Raw genomic sequence first — 16,982 nt, 5'->3', positions numbered from 1 at the left:
CGTCCGCCACGGACGATGCGGGGGCGGCCGGACGGCGCTGGGGTGGGGAGGGCCCGCGAGCGGGTCCACCCCCAGCCCGCGCCAGGAGGCCCGGATGTCCGCTCCCACCGACCCGACCACCGTCTCCGTCCCCGGGGCCGTGCCCCCGCCGCGGACCGCCGCCGGAGCCGACCCCACCGCCATCCGCCCGTTCCGGATCGCCGTCCCCGAGGCGGACCTGCTCGACCTGCGCCGGCGCGTCGCCGCGACGCGGTGGCCCTCCGCGGAGCTGGTCGCGGACCGGTCGCAGGGCGTGCAGCTGGCGACGGTGCAGGCCCTCGTGCGCCACTGGCTCACCGACTACGACTGGCGCGCGTGCGAGGCGCGGATCAACGCGCTGCCGCAGGCCGCCACCGAGATCGACGGGGTGGAGGTCCACTTCCTGCACGTGCGCTCGCGGCACGAGGACGCGCTGCCGCTGGTCATGACGCACGGCTGGCCGGGCTCGGTCGTCGAGCTGCTCGAGACCGTCGGCCCGCTCACCGACCCGACCGCGTACGGCGGCCGCGCCGAGGACGCCTTCCACCTCGTGCTGCCGTCCCTGCCCGGCTACGGCTTCTCCGCCGAGCCGCGGGAGCTGGGCTGGGACGTCGCCCGCGTCGGGCGCGCCTGGGCCGAGCTGATGCGCCGCCTCGGCTACACCCGCTACGTGGCCCAGGGCGGCGACGTGGGTGCCGGGGTCACCGACGCGATGGGCCGGCAGGCGCCCGAGGGGCTGCTCGGCATCCACCTCAACCTGCTGGTGACCGCGCTGGCCGGTCCCCAGCCGACCGACACCGAGCAGGAGCGCGAGGCCGCCGCCGCGGTCGAGACGTTCCGGACCAGCGGCTTCGCCTACTTCCTCGAGCAGGCCACCCGGCCGCAGACGATCGGCTACGCCCTGCTCGACTCACCGGTCGCGCTGGCGGCCTGGATGCTCGACCACGACACGGACTCCTACTACAAGATCGCCCGCGCCTTCACCGACGGGCAGCCCACCGGCAACCTCACCCGCGACCACGTGCTGGACAACGTCACGACGTACTGGCTGACCGGCACCGGCGCGTCGTCGGCCCGGTCCTACTGGGAGAGCTACGGACCGGACGCCCCCGCCGCCGCGGCGGCCGGCCAGACGCCCCCACCGGTCGCGGTCCCGACCGGCTTCACCACGTTCCCGGGTGAGATCTGGCGCGCCCCGCGCAGCTGGGTCGAGCGGTCCTACCCGACTCTCACCTACTTCAACGAGGTCGACCGGGGCGGGCACTTCGCCGCCTGGGAGGAGCCCGAGCTGTTCGCGACCGAGGTCCGCGCCGCCTTCCGGCCGCTGCGCGGCTGATCCCGCGCCGGGGACGACGGCGGCCCGGCCCCCCGAGGGGACCGGGCCGCCGTGGCGTGCCGGGAGCGGCTCAGGAGAGGCGCTCCAGCACCATCGCCATGCCCATGCCGCCACCGACGCACATGGTCTCCAGGCCGAAGGTGCCGTCCGTGGTCTGCAGGCCGTTGAGCAGCGTGCCGGTGATGCGGGCGCCGGTCATGCCGAAGGGGTGACCGACGGCGATCGCGCCGCCGTGCACGTTCAGCTTGTCGATGTCGATGCCCAGGTCCCGGTAGCTCGGGATGACCTGCGCGGCGAAGGCCTCGTTGATCTCGACGAGGTCCATGTCGTCGATGGTCATGCCCGCCCGCTGCAGCGCCAGCTTCGAGGCGTCGACCGGGCCGTAGCCCATGATCTCCGGCGACAGGCCGGTCACCGCGGTGGAGACGATGCGGGCCAGCGGGGTGAGGCCGAGGTCGCGGGCCTTGGTGTCGCTCATGACCACGACCGCGGCGGCGCCGTCGTTGAGCGGGCAGGCGTTGCCGGCGGTGACCCGGCCGTCGGGGCGGAAGACCGGCTTGAGGCCGGAAATGCCCTCGAGGGTGGTGCCGGGACGCGGGCCGTCGTCCTTGCTGACGACGGTGCCGTCGGGGGTGGTGACCGGGGTGATCTCCCGCTCCCAGAAGCCCTCGGCGATGGCCTTCTCGGCCAGGTTCTGGCTGCGGACCGCGAACTCGTCCATCTCCTGGCGGGAGACGTCCTTGAGCAGCGCCAGGTTCTCGGCGGTCTGCCCCATGGCGATGTAGATGTCGGGGATCTCGCCGTTCTCCCGCGGGTCGGTCCACGAGTCGGCGCCGCTCTCGGCGGTCTTGGCCACGCGCGCCTCGGCGTCGGTGAAGACCGGGTTGTGGGTGTCGGGCAGCGAGTCGCTGTTGCCCTTCACGAAGCGGGAGACCATCTCGACGCCGGCGGAGATGAAGACGTCGCCCTCGCCGGCCTTGATCGCGTGCATGGCCATGCGGGTCGTCTGCAGCGACGACGAGCAGTAGCGGGTGATCGTGGTGCCCGGCAGGTGGTCCATGCCGAGGAGCACGCTGACGACGCGGCCCATGTTGTGGCCCTGCTCGCCGCCGGGCAGGCCGCAGCCGAGGATCAGGTCGTCGATGTCGGTCGGGTCCAGGGCGGGGACCTTGTCCAGCGCCGCGCGGACGATGGTGGCGGTCAGGTCGTCGGGGCGCAGGTCCTTGAGCGACCCCTTGAACGCGCGCCCGATGGGGGAGCGCGCGGTCGCGACGATGACGGCTTCGGGCATGGGGTCCTCCACGGTGAGGGGCTCCCGGCCGGGGGTGCCGGGTGTCGGGTCACCCCGGAAACTACCCCCGGGTACGCGGCCGGTCGCGGGTGCGCCCGGAACAGGACGCCGCTGTGTTGCAGGTCACGCGGCGTTCAGCCGACCGACGCCTCCCTGGCCTGGCCGGCCTCCTCGGGCGTGGGCAGCTCGCTGGGCCGGCGGCGCAGCAGCCGGGCCCAGGGGCCCAGCGGCCCGGTGCCCGAGCCGCGGACCTCGGTGGCCCGCACCTCGGTGCCCGGGCGCCCGGCGGCCCGCGCCGCCGCCTGGGCCACCGGGCGCACCGAGGTGCGGCGCAGCCGGCCGCGCTCGGCCCGGGCGGGCCAGACGCCGATGGCGTCGGCGAGCGCGGGGAGGATGACCGCGGCGGCCTGCGCGTAGCCGGCCGCGCTGGGGTGGAACTCGTCGACGCTGAACAGCGAGCGGTCCTGGGCGAAGCTCGGCCCGAGCACCGAGCCGAGCGACACCGTCCGCCCGCCGGCCTCCACGACGGCGATCGTCTGCGCCGCGGCCAGCTGCCGGCTCCACCGCCGGGCCAGCAGCCGCAGCGGCTGCCCGATCGGCCGGATCGTCCCGAGGTCGGGGCAGGTGCCGACGACGACCTGCGCGCCCGCCTCGCGCAGCCGCCGCACCGCGTCGGCCAGGTGGCGCACCGACACCGACGGCCGGGTGCGGGTGGTGACGTCGTTGGCGCCGATCATGATCAGCGCGACGTCGGGCCGCTGGACCAGCGCGGCCTCGACCTGCGGGTCCAGCTCGCAGGACTCGGCGCCGGAGACGGCCAGCCGGACCAGCCGCACAGGGCGCTCGGCGAGCTCGGTCAGCGCGGCGGCGAGCAGCACGCCGGGGGTCTCCGTGGCGCGCGTGACGCCCAGGCCGACGGCGCTGGAGTCGCCGAGCACGGTGAACACGATCGGCTTGCCGCGGCCCCGGCCGTAGACGCCGTCGCCGGAGGGCGGGTCCTGCTTCGACGTCCGCGCCTCCACCCGGCGGCGGGCCGCGAGGGCCTGGAGGCGGAGCAGCCCGAGCAGCCCGGCCCCGGCCAGGCCCAGCCCGGTGCCGCCGTAGGCGGCGCCGGCCGCCAGCCGTCGCGCCCTGCTCGCCCTCGTCACCGCCACCCCGCCCGTCGCGCCGCGCAACCGTCTGTCCTGCAGGCTAGTCGGCCCCTACGGTGCGCCCCGTGTCCGAATCCCCCCGACGGGTGGCCCCCGATCGAACTCCCGGTGACCGCTCGCAGCTGATCGTCGACGTCCTGGTCGAGGCCTTCTCCGAGCTGATGGCCGTCGACGCCGACGCCTTCCGCACCAAGTTCCGCAAGATGGCCGCCGACCCCTTCGCGTTCTACCGAGGCAGCGCCTGCCTCTTCTACGCCGACATGGACCGCCTCGAGGACCCCTGGTGCGACGAGCGGACCAGCCGGGTGTGGATCCAGGGCGACCTGCACGCGGAGAACTTCGGCACCTACATGGACGGCGCCGGGCGGATCGTGTTCGACGTCAACGACTTCGACGAGGCCTACGTCGGCTCGGTCACCTGGGACCTGCGCCGGTTCGCCGCCAGCTTCGCGCTGCTGGCGTGGCGCAAGGCCCTGGGCGACGACGTGATCGGGGAGCTGGTCGGCACCTACCTCGGCGCCTACCTGGACCAGGTGGAGGCGTTCCGCCGCTCCGACGACGACCGCTCGTTCGCGCTGACCGCCGCGAACACCGAGGGCGCCGTCCGCGAGGCGATCCTCGAGACGACCACCCGCACGCGGGCCGCGCTGCTCGACCGCACGACCGTCGTCGAGACCTACCAGCGGCGGTTCGCCGACGGCGGCCGCACCCGCCGGCTCGAGGACGCCGAGCGCGACCGGGTGCTCGCAGCGCTGGACCGCTGGCGGGAGACCGTCGTCCCGCCGGTGCGCCGCCGCGACGTCGCCTACGACGTCAAGGACGTCATCGGCACGGGCGGGTTCGGCATCGGCAGCGCCGGCCTGCCCGCCTACAACGTGCTGCTCGAGGGCTACGACCAGGCGCTGGAGAACGACGTCGTCCTGTCGCTCAAGCAGGGCAACGTGGCCGCGCCCAGCCGGATCGTCCGCGACGAGCGGATCCGCTCCTACTTCGAGCACCACGGGCACCGCACCGCGGTCAGCCAGCGGGCGCTGCAGGCCAACGCCTCGCAGTTCCTCGGCCACACCGAGATCGACGGCGTCGGGTTCGTCGTCCAGGAGCTCTCGCCCTACGAGGTGGACCTGGACTGGGAGGACCTCACCGAGCCCGAGGAGATCGCCCCGGTCGTGGCCCAGCTGGGCCGGGCGACGGCGAAGATGCACTGCGTCGGGGACGTCGACAGCGACCACACGCTGGTCGACTTCCAGACCGAGGACGCGGTGTCGGCGATGGTCGGCGGCCGGCGGGAGGAGTTCGTCGCCGACCTGGTCGACTTCGCGCACTCCTACGCGCGGCAGACGCAGGAGGACCACCGGCTGTTCGTCGACGCCTTCCGCGCCGGACGCATCCCCGGGATCAGCTCGAGCGGCGCCCACCCGCTCCGAGTGGGGTGAGCATGCCGACGTGCGGGCCGGTGCCCGCGACGTCGAACGGCGCGGTCACCACGCGGAAGCTCATCCGCTCGTAGAAGCCGGCCGCGGGGACGCGGGCGTCGCACCACAGCAGGTCCGCGTCCCGCGCGGCGAGCAGCTCCCGGCCGGCCGCGACCAGCGCGCGGCCGGCCCCGGTGCCCCGCACGGCGGGGTCGGTGGCCATGCCGCGCAGCTGCCACGGCGCCCGGGCCGGCTGCCACGGGCAGGGAGCGGGCGACAGCCGGACGACGCCGACCACCCGCCCGTCGGCGGTCCGGGCCGCGAGGTGCACGGTCGCGGGGTCGTCGTCGCCGGGCATCGCGGCCGGGCCGCCGTCGCGCAGGAGGGCGCTGCGCAGCGGCAGGACGACGTCGACGCCGACCTCCTCGACCGTGACGGTCACCTCGTGGGCGCGGCCCCGGAGCCGCAGTTCCGGTCGTGGTGGGCCCCGACGCGCGACAGCGCCGGTCCGGCCGCCGAGCCCTCGACGGCGGTGACGGCGCCGTCCACCCGCCCGTCGGCGTCCGGGCTGTCCGGGTCGATGGCGCCGACCTGGGCGCGCAGCCGCGCGAGCCCGTCGTGGACCGCCTGCCGGTCGGCGGCGACCTCCCCGGGGACGGTCACGCCGTCGAACGCGGTGACGGCCTGGTCGAGCAGGGCGGCAGGGCCGCGACGCCCCGGGTCTCGGTCGCCTCGAGGGCGGCGCTCAGCTGCGTCACGACCGGGGTGGCCTCGACGCCGCGGACGAGTCGTCCCCGCCGCCTCCGCAGCCGGCGATCAGCAGGGCGCCGGCCGCGGTGAGCAGGCCGGCGCGGAGGAGCCGGGTCGATCGGGACACGGCGCCACGCTATCGGGCGAGCACCGAGCGTGGACCGCGGCCGGGAGGGGCCGGCGCCCGGTCACCGGCTGCCCGGCGCAACGCGGCGCCCCGGACCCACGCACGTGCGCCGCCGACGAGCAGCCGACCGACCGCGGCCGCCCCCGGCGCCCAGCGGCCCAGCCTCGTCCGGGCCAGGACCGATGAGTTCCTCCGCCGCGGGGCGTCCACCCCTGGGCGCCCGTGACCCGGCACCCTGACCAGCCGGACGAGAGAAGGGGACGAGATGGCGGAGAGCCTGCACGAGGTGGACGCGCACGACCTCCGGTCCTGGGTGGGGCAGACGTACGACGGCCTGGCGGACCTGCTGGCCTCCGGGCCGGCCGGCACCTGGGACGCCCCCTCGCTGTGCGCGGGCTGGCGGGTCCGGCACGTGGTGGCGCACGTGACGATGCCCGCGCGGCTGTCGGCCGAGCAGTTCGGGGCCGAGATGGCGGCCGCGGGCGGGGACTTCGCCCGGCTCTCCGACACCGTGGCGGACCGCGACGCCTCCCTGCCGGCAGCCGAGCTGCTGGACGCCCTGCGCTCGCCGGTCCTGCACGGGTGGCAGCCGCCGGGCGGTGGCGCGGCCGGGGCCCTGAGCCACGCCGTCATCCACTCCCTGGACGTGACCGTCGCGCTCGGGCGGCCGCCGGTCGCACCGGCCGGGGCCGTGGTCGCCGTCCTCGACCGGCTCGCCGCCGCGGACGGCGCCGTCTTCGGGCTCGACCTGACCGGTGTCCGCCTCGAGGCCGCCGACACCGCGTGGAGCCGGGGCGACGGTGAGGTCGTCCGCGCGGACAGCGGCCCGCTGGTCGCGCTCCTGAGCGGTCGCACCCTCCCCGACGGCCGGGTGCTGCGCCGCCGCTGAGGGCCGGTGGCCGCCCACCGGTCCGGGAGGGGCCGCCGCGGGCCCGGGGCTCGCGGCGACCCCTCCCCTCAGCGGGCCCGGCGTCCCCGACGGGTGCGCAGGTAGTCCGCGACGACGTACTCGCCGAGCCGCTCGCTGTCGGGCGTGAAGACCCGGCCGCCGGCGCGCGCGGTGATGTCGTGGACGAAGTGCACCAGCCCCGGCTCGGGGTCGAGCGCGAACACGTTGAGCGTCGCGCCGGACCGGGCCACCCGCTCCACCTCGGCGACGGTCCGGGCGATCGTCTCGGGCATCGGCGGCCAGCAGAAGTACGGCGTGCCGTCCTCCTCCAGGTGCGCCGTCGGCTCGCCGTCGGTGACCACGAGGACCACCGGCTCCGCGTCCCGGTGCCGGGCCAGGAACCGGCGGGCGAGGATCAGCCCGTGCTGCAGGTTGGTGCCCTGCAGCGTGTCGACGCTCAGCTCGGCCAGCGTCTCGGGCTTGAGCACCTGCGCGGTCGACGAGAACCCGATGATCTGGATCGCGTCCTGCGGGAAGCGGGTGGTCACCAGCGAGTGCAGCGCCATCGCCGTCGACTTGGCCGCCCCCCACGTGCCGCGCAGCGCCATCGAGTAGGACAGGTCGACCAGCAGCGCGACCGCGGCGCCGGTGCGCCGCTCGGTCTCCACGACCTCGAAGTCCTCGACGGCGATGCGGACCCGGCGGTCGCCGTCCCCGTGCGGGTCGCCGGCGGTGCGCAGCACGGCGTTGCGGACCGTGCGGACGACGTCGAGCGGCTGCTCGTCGCCGAACTGCCACTCCCGCGAGCTGCCGGTGAGCTCCCCGGCGGCGCCGGCGTCGGCGACGTCGTGCTCGCCGCGGCCGGTGGCGTCGAGCTTGGCGAACACCCGCCGCAGCGCGGTGGCGCCCAGCCGGCGCACCGCCTTCGGCGAGAGCTCCAGCTTGCCGTCGGAGCGGTTGAGGTAGCCCTGCCGCTCCAGCTCGCGCTCCATCTGCCGCAGCGCCGCGAGGTCGTCGACGGCCTCGCGGCCCAGCGCCTGCTCCAGCAGCTCCTCGTCGACGTCGGCCAGCGAGGCGCCGGCGTAGCCCTGCGAGAGCTGGTTGGACAGCGCCTCGAGGTCGGCCAGCTCCGCGACGGCGCTGGTGGCGTCGCCGAGGCCCAGGCCCTGCTCGCCGTCGGGCACCTGGCCGCGCTGGCCCCAGGGCAGGTCGGGACGGGCCTGGCGCAGCGCGTCCTGCAGGTGGGCCATCTCGCTGGCCAGCCCCAGGTCGGACATGGTCTGCGCCATCAGGTCGGCCAGCTCCGCCCGCTGCTCGGGCGACAGGCCGGCCATCATCCGCTCCTGCGCGGCGGCCCGGCGGGCGAGGGAGTCGATCAGCTCGTCCACCGACTGGGGGTCGTCGGGGAAGAACTGCCCGTGCTTCTCCATGAACTCGCGGAAGCGCTCCTCGGTGTCCTCACCGCGGTTGTGCGCGTCCACCAGCTGCGACAGGTCGGCGACCATGTCCTTGACCGCCTGCACGTCCTGCTCGGTGGCGTTCTGCAGCGCCTGCTTCATGTTGGCGAAGGAGCTGTCGAGCACCTCCCGCCGCAGCAGGTCCTGGATCTGGTCGTAGGTCTGCCGGGCCTCGGCCGAGGCCCAGTCGTACTCCTTGAGCGCCCGGACCGCGCCCGCGGTGTCCTGCGGCAGCGCGTCGAGCTCGGCCTCCTTGAGCCGGGCCAGGTCGTCGGGGTCGGGGAACAGCTCCCGGCGCTCGGCCGCGAGCGCCCGGTCGAGCAGCTCGCGGACCTCCTGCAGCGTGCCGTCCATCCGGCCCGCGGTGCGGGCCTGCCGCAGCCGCTCCCGCACCGAGCGGCGCAGCTCGTCGAGCCCGCGCCGGCCGTCCATGCCGCGGCGCAGCAGCTCCCGCAGCGCCTCGCGGACGCCGCTCCCGCCGAGCACCGAGTCGCCGATCTCGTCGACGGCGCTGCCCAGGTCGTAGGGCGGGGCCAGCGGGTCGGGCCCGCCCCGCCAGCGGCCGTACCGGTACCCCCTGCCGGGGCGTGGGCGCGCCACCGTCAGGCCCCGTACACCGTGCGGGTGCCGTCGGTGTCCTTGGCCAGCCGGCGGGTGAGGTAGAGCCCCTCGAGGGCGAACTCGACCGCGGCGGCCGCCTGCTCGGCGGACTCCTCGCCCTCCGGCACGCCGAGGCGGCCCAGCAGCTCGGCCAGCCGCGGGATGGTGCCCAGCTGGCCCAGCAGCGCCGCGCCCGGCACCAGCTCGCCGGACTCGACGGTCTCGCCGCCGGTGAAGTGCTCCTGCAGGCCGGTCAGGTCCAGCCCGCCGCACCGGGCCCGGAAGGTCTGCGCGGTCGCCTGCCGCAGCAGGTGCTCCAGCACCTCCACCTCCCGGTCGTCGTCGGGGTCGCTGCCGGCGTCGGCGAACTCGACCTTGCCGCGGCTGGCCGGGACGACCCCCGGCAGGTCGACCACCCGGGCCACCGGCCGGGTCTCCCCGGCGATCGCGGCACGGCGGACGGCGGAGGCGGCCACCGTCTCCAGCCCGGCGATCGCGAACCGGGCGCTGACGCCGGATCGCTGGTCGACGTGGCTGGACTCGCGGACCAGCCGGGTGAACCGGGCGACGATCTCGACCAGGTGCTGGGGGACGACGGGGGCGTCGAACGCGTCGTGCCCGCTGGGGGCGCCGAGGCCGCTGGTCCGTGCCTCCTGGTCCAGCAGGCGGATCTCGTCGGCGAGCTCGAGCGGGTAGTGGGTGCGCACCTCGGCGCCGAAGCGGTCCTTGAGCGGGGTGATGATCCGCCCGCGGTTGGTGTAGTCCTCCGGGTTGGCGCTGGCCACGAGCAGCAGGTCCAGCGGCAGCCGCACGCGGTAGCCGCGGATCTGGATGTCGCGCTCCTCGAGCACGTTGAGCAGCGCGACCTGGATCCGCTCGGCGAGGTCGGGCAGCTCGTTGACGCTGAAGATGCCGCGGTTGGTGCGCGGGACCAGGCCGTAGTGGACCGTCTCGGGGTCGCCCAGCGTGCGGCCCTCGGCCACCTTGATCGGGTCGACGTCGCCGATGAGGTCGCCCACGCTGGTGTCGGGGGTGGCCAGCTTCTCGCCGAAGCGCTCGCTGCGGTGCAGCCAGCCGACCGGGGTGGCGTCGCCGTGCTCGGCGATCTGACGGTGCGCCCACACGCTGATCGGCTGCAGCGGGTGCTCGTTGAGCTCGCTGCCGGCGAGGACCGGCGTCCACTCGTCGAGCAGGCCGACGAGGGTGCGGATGAGGCGGGTCTTGCCCTGGCCGCGCTCGCCCAGCAGGACGAGGTCGTGGCCGGCGATGAGGGCCCGCTCGACCTCGGGGACGACGGTGTCCTCGAAGCCGACGATGCCCGGGAGGGTGGGCTCGCCGGCGCCCAGGCGGGCGAGCAGGTTGGCGCGGATCTCGGCCTTGACCGGCCGGGCGACGGCTCCGCTGGCACGGAGCTCGCCGAGGGTCGTGGGTGCGGGTGGGGTCTGCGCTGGGGCGACGTCCGTCACCTCAGCCACGGTACGACGACCAGGCACGATGCGGGAGCCGCTGCGTCGGCCGGGTCGGGATCGCGCTCCCTGCGAGGATCGGGGCATGGGAGCGGAGCTGGTCACCGGAGCCGACGTCGCCGCCGCCGCCGGGCTGCTCGACGGGGTCGCCCGGCGCACGCCGCTGGAGCACTCGCGGGCGCTGGCCGAGCGGGTCGGCGGTCCGGTGCACCTCAAGTGCGAGAACCTGCAGCACACCGGCTCGTTCAAGTTCCGCGGCGCCTACGTGCGGCTGTCCCGGCTGACCGCGGAGGAGCGGGCCCGCGGGGTCGTCGCGGCCAGCGCCGGCAACCACGCGCAGGGGGTGGCGCTGGCCGCCCGGATGCTCGGTGTCCGCGCCACGGTGTTCATGCCCGAGTCCGCGCCGCTGCCGAAGGTCGCCGCCACCCGTGGCTACGGCGCCGACGCGCGCCTGGTCGGGGTCGACCTGACCGCGGCGCTGGCGGCCGCCGTCGAGCACGCCGGGGCGACCGGGGCGGTGTTCATCCACCCCTTTGACCACCCCGACGTCATCGCCGGGCAGGGGACGGTCGGGCTGGAGCTGCTCGAGCAGTGCCCCGACGTCGCCACCGTCGTCGTCTGCACCGGCGGCGGCGGGCTGGTGTCCGGGGTGGCCGCCGCGGTGCGGGCACGGCGGCCCGAGGCGCGGGTCGTGGCGGTGCAGGCGGCGGGGGCCGCCGCCTTCCCCGGGTCGCTGGCCGCCGGGCGGCCGGTGGCGCTGACCGGGGTGTCCACGATGGCCGACGGGATCGCCGTCGGCGCGCCCAGCGACCTCACCCTCGCGCACGTCCGCGACCTGGTCGACGACGTGCGCACGGTGGGGGAGGAGGACCTCTCCCGCGCGCTGCTGTTCTGCCTGGAGCGGGCCAAGCTCGTCGTCGAGCCGGCCGGGGTGGCCGCGGTCGCGGCCGTGATGGCCGAGCCGGAGGTGTTCCGGCCGCCGGTGGTCGCCGTGGTGTCCGGCGGCAACGTCGACCCGGTGCTGATGATGAAGGTGGTCCAGCACGGCATGGCCGCCGCCGGCCGGTACCTGCGGCTGCGCCTGGCCGTCCCCGACCGGCCGGGGTCGCTGGCCGCGGTGCTCGCCGTCCTGGCCGAGGCCGGCGCGAACGTCCTCGAGGTCGAGCACGAGCGGACGGCGACGCGCCTGGACCTCGGGCAGGTCGAGGTGTTCGTCGTCCTCGAGACCCGCGGCCCGGACCACGCGCGGACCGTCGCCGGCGCGCTCGAGCAGGCCGGCTTCGCCGTCTCGGAGGCCTAGCGCTCACTTCTCCCGCGTCCGTCGGTCTGCCCTCCGGGACCGTCGGACAGGGAGAGGTGTCGTGGGGGAGAACAGCAGGCGTCGGGTCGTTCGCGGGTCGCGAAAAGGACTCGGGAAGTGTCGGTGCTCACACCTAGTTTCCCTGTCATGAACGACGCGATCCTCGTCGAGGGACTGCAGAAGCGCTTCGGGTCGAACACGGCGCTGGCGGGGGTGGACCTCGCCGTTCCCGAGGGCACGGTGCTCGGCCTGCTCGGGCCCAACGGCGCGGGCAAGACGACCGTCGTCCGCATCCTGACCACGCTGCTGCAGCCCGACGGCGGGCGCGCGCAGGTGGCCGGCGTCGACGTCGTCCGGGAGCCGGACCGGGTGCGCTCGGTCATCGGGCTGACCGGGCAGTACGCCGCGGTCGACGAGTACCTGACCGGCTTCGAGAACCTGGAGATGGTGGGCCGGCTGTACCGGCTGGGGAAGCGGGAGTCGCGGGCCCGGGCGGGGGAGCTGCTCGAGCGGTTCGACCTCACCGACGCCGCGAACCGGCCGGCGAAGACCTACTCCGGCGGCATGCGCCGGCGGCTGGACATCGCCGCCTCGCTCATCGCCCGGCCGCGGGTGCTCTTCCTCGACGAGCCCACCACCGGGCTCGACCCGCGCAGCCGGCTGGCGATGTGGGAGTTCATCGCCGACCTCGCCGACGGCGGGACGACGATCCTGCTCACCACCCAGTACCTGGAGGAGGCCGACCGGCTGGCCGACGGGATGGTGGTCATCGACCGCGGCCGGGCGATCGCGCGCGGCACGGCCGACGAGCTCAAGGCGCAGGTCGGCGGGCAGCGGCTGGAGTTCGCGGTCACCGACGCCGGCGCCCTGCCGGAGATGGTCGCGCGGCTGCGGCCGCTGGCGGTGGACGAGCCGCACGTCGACGAGCAGGCGCGCCGGCTGAGCATCCCGGTCAGCGGCGGCGCGGAGGTCCTGGCCGACGCGCTGCGCCGGCTCGACGGCCACACCGCCGACATCTTCGACGTCGGGCTGCGCCGCCCCGACCTCGACGACGTGTTCCTGGCGCTGACCGGCCACGCCGCCGAGGGCGGGGACGCCGGCGCCACCGACGAGACCCCGGCCGAGCCGGTCCCCACGGGAGGCGTGCGATGACCTCGCTGGCCGCGACGCTGTCCGACAGCGTCGTCATCACCAAGCGCAACCTGATCAAGGTCAAGCGGGTGCCCGACCTGATCGTGTTCGCGACGCTGTCGCCGATCATGTTCGTGGTGCTGTTCCGCTACGTGTTCGGCGGCGCCATCGGCGGGCTGCCGCCGGGCATCAGCTACGCGGAGTTCCTGCTGCCGGGCATCTTCGCGCAGACCGTCGTCTTCGGGTCGACCGTCACCGGCGCGAGCATCGCCGAGGACCTGCAGAAGGGGCTGATCGACCGGTTCCGGTCGCTGCCGATGTCCCGGTCGGCGGTGCTGGTCGGGCGCACGATCGCCGACTCCGGGCTCAACGTCATCTCGATCACGGTGATGGCGCTGACCGGCCTGGTGGTCGGGTGGCGGATCAACTCCTCGATCGGCGAGGCGGTGGGCGGGTTCCTCGTGCTGCTCGTGTTCGCCTACGCGATCTCGTGGCTGATGGCGGTGGTGGGGCTGCTGGTCCGCACGCCGGAGGTGGTGAACAACGCCAGCTTCATCGTGATCTTCCCGCTGACGTTCATCGCCAACACCTTCGTGCCGCTGGAGACCTTCCCGGCGGTGCTGCGCACCTTCGCCGAGTGGAACCCCGTCTCCTCGGTGACGCTGGCCGCGCGGGAGCTGTTCGGCAACGTGCCCGCCGGCTACCCGGTGCCCGACGCGTGGCCGCTGCAGAACCCGGTGCTGTACACGCTGATCTGGACGGCGGTCATCCTCGCGGTGTTCGTGCCGCTGTCGGTCCGCCTCTACCAGCGCACCGCCAGCCGCTGAACCGCGCGCTCGTCCCGGCGGCGGAGCCGCCGTCGCCGGGACGCGTGGGGGCCGGAGGCCTCCGCGAGGAGCGGCGGGTCCGGCTCGGCGGCAGCCGGGACGGCACGTGGTCGCGGTGCGGTCCGGGAGGACCGCGGTGTCATGCCTGGACACGGGTGACCCGGGACCTCGCCGGTTCCGGGCCACCCGTGTCCGACGCTCCGGGGCGGCGCAGGATGGACGGCGATGAGCGCCGAGTCCGCCCCCGCCGTGTCCGCTGACAACCCGCTGTTCGCCGAGTCGCCGCTGCCGTACGGGCTGCCGCCGTTCGCCGACATCACCCTCGAGCACTGCCGCGAGGCGGTCCTGGCCGGGATGGCCGAGCAGCGCGCGGAGATCGCCGCGATCACCGGCTCGGCCGAGCCGCCGACCTTCGCGAACACGATCGAGGCCCTCGAGCGCTCCGGCGCGCTGCTGCGCCGGGCCGAGGCGGTGTTCGGCAACCTGTCCTCGTCGCTGTCCTCGCCGCGGCTGCGGGAGATCGAGCGCGAGCTCGCGCCGCTGGAGGCCGCGCACGCCGACGCGCTGCGGCTGGACCCCGCGCTGTTCGCCCGCGTCGACGCCGTCCACGCCGACCGGCACTCCGCGGACCTGGACCCCGAGGCGGTCCGGCTGGTGGAGCGGCACCACCTCGACCGGGTGCTGGCCGGCGCCCGGCTAGACGAGGCCGGCCGCGCCCGGCTGTCGGGGCTGAACCGGGAGCTGTCGGAGCTGTCCACGCAGTTCGGGCAGAACCTGCAGCTGGCCACCGAGGCCGCCGCCGTCCGGGTCGCGGATGCCGCCGAGCTCGACGGGCTGTCCGAGGAGGAGGTCGCCGCCGCCGCCCGCGCCGCCGCCGACCGCGGCCTGGACGGGTACGTGCTGCCGCTGCTGCTGCCCACCGGACAGCCGGTGCTGGCCAAGCTGCGGGACCGGGAGCTGCGCCGCCGCGTGTTCGAGGCGTCGGTGACCCGCGCGTCGTCCGGAGAGCACGACAACGGGCCGGTGGCCGTCCGGATCGCCCGGGTGCGGGCCGAGCGCGCCCGGCTGCTCGGCTTCGCCACCCACGCCGACCTGGTCCTCGCCGACCAGACCGCCGGCAGCACCGCCGCCGTCGACGCGATGCTCACCCCGATGGTCGGCCCGTCGACGGCGAACGCGCGGGCGGAGGCCGCGGTGCTGGCCGAGGTCGCCGCCCGCGACGGCGTCGCGGAGCTCGCGCCCTGGGACTGGGCCTTCTACAGCGAGCGGGTGCGCGCGGAGCGGTACTCGGTCGACACCGCCGCGCTGCGGTCGTGGTTCGAGCTGGACCGGGTGCTCGTCGACGGCGTCTTCCGCGCCGCGGAGCTGCTCTACGGCTTCCGGTTCACCCCCCGCCCGGACCTCGCCGGCTACCACCCCGACGTCCGCGTGTGGGAGGTCAGCGGTCCCGACGGCGAGGCGGTCGGCCTCTACCTCGGCGACTTCACCGCGCGCGAGGGCAAGCGCGGCGGCGCGTGGATGAGCTCGTTCGTCCCCCAGTCGCGGCTGCTGGGCACCCGGCCGGTCGTCGTCAACAACCTCAACGTGGCCCGCGCGCCCGAGGGGCGGCCGACGCTGCTGACCCTCGACGAGGTCGACACGCTGTTCCACGAGTTCGGCCACGCGCTGCACGGGCTGAGCTCCGCCGTGACCTACCCGCGCTTCGCCGGGACCGCGGTGCCGCGGGACTTCGTCGAGTTCCCGAGCCAGGTCAACGAGGTGTGGGCGCTGTGGCCGGAGGTGCTCGCGCACTACGCGCGGCACGTCGAGACGGGGGAGCCGCTGCCGTCGTCCGCCGTCGAGGCGCTCGACGCCGCCCGGCTGTGGGGCGAGGGGTTCGCGACGCTGGAGTACCTCGCCGCGACGCTGCTGGACCAGGCCTGGCACCGGATCACCCCGGAGACCGAGATCGGCGACCCGGCGGAGTTCGAGCGGCGGGCGCTCGAGGCGGCCGGCGTCGCCTCCGACCTGGTGCCGCCGCGCTACCGGACGACGTACTTCCAGCACGTCTTCGCCGGCGGCTACGCGGCGGGTTACTACTCCTACATCTGGTCGGAGGTGCTCGACGCCGACACCGTCGAGTGGTTCCGGGAGAACGGGGGCCTGCGGCGGGAGAACGGCGACGTCTTCCGCGAGCGGCTGCTGTCCCGCGGCGGGTCGGTGGATCCGCTGGAGGCCTTCCGCGCCGTCCGCGGACGCGACGCCGACCCGGCACCCCTGCTCCGCCGCCGCGGGCTGGCGCCCGCCTGAGCGCGTCCGCTCCTGGGGCGTTCCTCGTCCTCCGGGGGTCCTGCAGCACCGCCGGACCGCGAGGAACGCCCCGGGAGCGGCGGCCTACAACCAGGGGAGCGAGAGGACCAGGTCCAGGTCGTCGGGGGCGTCGCCGTCGCGGACGAGCCGGTTGGGCTGGCGGTGACCGCACGCCGTGCAGCGGTGCACCACCTGCCAGCCCTTGCCGGACTTCTCCACCAGGCCGATCGGCTGCATCGGCTGCCGGCAGTCGCTGGCGCGGTCGCCGGGCAGGTCGTCGACGTGCAGCGACCACAGGCACACCGGGCAGTGGTTGCGGTAGTGCCCGTCGGTGTTCGCGGGGACGTCGGCGGCACAGTGCACGCAGACGAAGCCGGTGTTCTCCGCCCGCCGGGAGCGGGCCACGACGCGGGGCCGGGTCAGGGGACGAACGGCTCGACGGCGACGACCTCGACGGTGATGTCGCGGCCGTTGGGCGCCTGGTAGGTGACCGAGGTGCCCGGCTTCGCGCCGAGGATCGCCGAGCCCATCGCCGACTCCGGCGAGTAGACGGCGAGGTCCGTGGTGCCCGCGATCTCGCGGGAGCCGAGCAGGAACTTCTCGGTCTCGTCGTCGCCCTGGAAGCGGATGGTGATGACGGTGCCGAGCTCGGCGGTGGTGGCCGTCGTCGGCGGCTCGCCCACGCGCGCCTTGCGGAGCAGGTCGGTCAGCTGCCGGATCCGGCCCTCCTGCTTGCCCTGCTCCTCCTTGGCGGCGTGGTAGCCACCGTTCTCCTTGAGGTCGCCCTCCTCGCGGCGGGCGTTGATCTCGGCGGCCATGGCGGGCCGGCCGGCCACCAACTGGTCGAGCTCGGCCTTCAGCCGGTCGTGGGCCTCCTGGGTCAGCCAGATGCCCTGCTCGTTCTCAGTGGGGGTGGTCACGCGGGGTACTCCTGCACA

16 protein-coding genes are annotated in these 16,982 nt (G+C 75.3%); 7 read left to right on the top strand and 9 right to left on the bottom strand.

Annotated features, from left to right (window positions below; translation table 11 throughout):
* Positions 1–94: 94 nt before the first annotated feature.
* Positions 95–1,354, top strand: a complete 1,260-nt coding sequence (locus tag ACI8AK_RS09810) for an epoxide hydrolase family protein (RefSeq protein WP_456956054.1) — start codon at positions 95–97, stop codon at positions 1,352–1,354.
* A 70-nt stretch (positions 1,355–1,424) separates the two neighbouring features.
* Here the strand turns inward: ACI8AK_RS09810 and ACI8AK_RS09805 are convergent, their stop codons facing one another.
* The gene (locus tag ACI8AK_RS09805; protein ID WP_387987894.1) at positions 1,425–2,645 is read right to left on the bottom strand and encodes an acetyl-CoA C-acetyltransferase; all 1,221 of its coding nucleotides are present in this window, start codon (positions 2,643–2,645) and stop codon (positions 1,425–1,427) included.
* Between the two features lie 134 nt (positions 2,646–2,779).
* Positions 2,780–3,820, bottom strand: coding sequence for an SGNH/GDSL hydrolase family protein (locus ACI8AK_RS09800; protein WP_387987893.1), 1,041 nt, complete (start codon positions 3,818–3,820; stop codon positions 2,780–2,782).
* 41 nt (positions 3,821–3,861) lie between these two features.
* Between ACI8AK_RS09800 and ACI8AK_RS09795 the strand changes: the two genes are divergently transcribed.
* Positions 3,862–5,229: a DUF2252 domain-containing protein gene (locus ACI8AK_RS09795; protein WP_387987892.1), complete on the top strand. Its 1,368-nt coding sequence runs from the start codon at positions 3,862–3,864 to the stop codon at positions 5,227–5,229.
* Here the strand turns inward: ACI8AK_RS09795 and ACI8AK_RS09790 are convergent.
* The 3 genes from ACI8AK_RS09790 to ACI8AK_RS09780 form a co-directional block, all read right to left on the bottom strand.
* Positions 5,192–5,650, bottom strand: a complete 459-nt coding sequence (locus ACI8AK_RS09790; RefSeq protein ID WP_456956052.1) for a GNAT family N-acetyltransferase — start codon at positions 5,648–5,650, stop codon at positions 5,192–5,194. The genes ACI8AK_RS09795 and ACI8AK_RS09790 overlap by 38 nt on opposite strands.
* The gene (locus ACI8AK_RS09785; RefSeq protein WP_456956050.1) at positions 5,647–5,871 is read right to left on the bottom strand and encodes a hypothetical protein; all 225 of its coding nucleotides are present in this window, start codon (positions 5,869–5,871) and stop codon (positions 5,647–5,649) included. The genes ACI8AK_RS09790 and ACI8AK_RS09785 overlap by 4 nt, the downstream gene beginning before the upstream one ends.
* Positions 5,872–5,962: 91 nt before the next feature.
* Positions 5,963–6,085, bottom strand: coding sequence for a hypothetical protein (locus ACI8AK_RS09780; protein WP_387987889.1), 123 nt, complete (start codon positions 6,083–6,085; stop codon positions 5,963–5,965).
* A 265-nt stretch (positions 6,086–6,350) separates the two neighbouring features.
* Between ACI8AK_RS09780 and ACI8AK_RS09775 the strand changes: the two genes are divergently transcribed.
* Positions 6,351–6,974, top strand: coding sequence for a maleylpyruvate isomerase family mycothiol-dependent enzyme (locus ACI8AK_RS09775; RefSeq protein ID WP_456956048.1), 624 nt, complete (start codon positions 6,351–6,353; stop codon positions 6,972–6,974).
* Positions 6,975–7,042: 68 nt separating this feature from the next.
* Here ACI8AK_RS09775 and ACI8AK_RS09770 read toward each other — a convergent pair whose 3' ends face one another.
* Positions 7,043–9,031: a VWA domain-containing protein gene (locus tag ACI8AK_RS09770; RefSeq protein ID WP_387987887.1), complete on the bottom strand. Its 1,989-nt coding sequence runs from the start codon at positions 9,029–9,031 to the stop codon at positions 7,043–7,045.
* A gap of 2 nt (positions 9,032–9,033) precedes the next feature.
* Complete coding sequence (locus tag ACI8AK_RS09765; RefSeq protein ID WP_456956046.1) at positions 9,034–10,497, bottom strand: sigma 54-interacting transcriptional regulator; 1,464 nt, start codon at positions 10,495–10,497, stop codon at positions 9,034–9,036.
* Between the two features lie 85 nt (positions 10,498–10,582).
* Here ACI8AK_RS09765 and ilvA point away from each other — a divergent pair, with 85 nt between their 5' ends.
* From ilvA to ACI8AK_RS09745, 4 genes are all read left to right on the top strand, one after another.
* On the top strand, positions 10,583–11,797 hold the full coding sequence (ilvA, locus tag ACI8AK_RS09760; RefSeq protein WP_456956044.1) for a threonine ammonia-lyase: 1,215 nt from the start codon (positions 10,583–10,585) through the stop codon (positions 11,795–11,797).
* A 147-nt stretch (positions 11,798–11,944) separates the two neighbouring features.
* Positions 11,945–12,949, top strand: coding sequence for an ATP-binding cassette domain-containing protein (locus ACI8AK_RS09755; protein WP_387987884.1), 1,005 nt, complete (start codon positions 11,945–11,947; stop codon positions 12,947–12,949).
* A complete protein-coding gene (locus tag ACI8AK_RS09750; RefSeq protein ID WP_387987883.1) occupies positions 12,946–13,755 on the top strand; it encodes an ABC transporter permease in 810 nt (269 codons plus the stop codon). The genes ACI8AK_RS09755 and ACI8AK_RS09750 overlap by 4 nt, the downstream gene beginning before the upstream one ends.
* A gap of 225 nt (positions 13,756–13,980) precedes the next feature.
* The gene (locus ACI8AK_RS09745; protein WP_456956042.1) at positions 13,981–16,044 is read left to right on the top strand and encodes a M3 family metallopeptidase; all 2,064 of its coding nucleotides are present in this window, start codon (positions 13,981–13,983) and stop codon (positions 16,042–16,044) included.
* Positions 16,045–16,128: 84 nt separating this feature from the next.
* Here the strand turns inward: ACI8AK_RS09745 and ACI8AK_RS09740 are convergent, their stop codons facing one another.
* Both ACI8AK_RS09740 and greA read right to left on the bottom strand, forming a co-directional pair.
* Positions 16,129–16,449, bottom strand: a complete 321-nt coding sequence (locus tag ACI8AK_RS09740) for an RNHCP domain-containing protein (protein WP_387987881.1) — start codon at positions 16,447–16,449, stop codon at positions 16,129–16,131.
* 14 nt (positions 16,450–16,463) lie between these two features.
* Complete coding sequence (gene greA / locus ACI8AK_RS09735; protein ID WP_110907602.1) at positions 16,464–16,964, bottom strand: transcription elongation factor GreA; 501 nt, start codon at positions 16,962–16,964, stop codon at positions 16,464–16,466.
* Between the last annotated feature and the right edge of the window lie 18 nt (positions 16,965–16,982).

This window comes from Geodermatophilus sp. SYSU D00867, from assembly GCF_054050315.1.
Note: the sequence above shows the minus strand (reverse complement) of the source record. Positions and strands in the feature narration are given on the sequence as shown.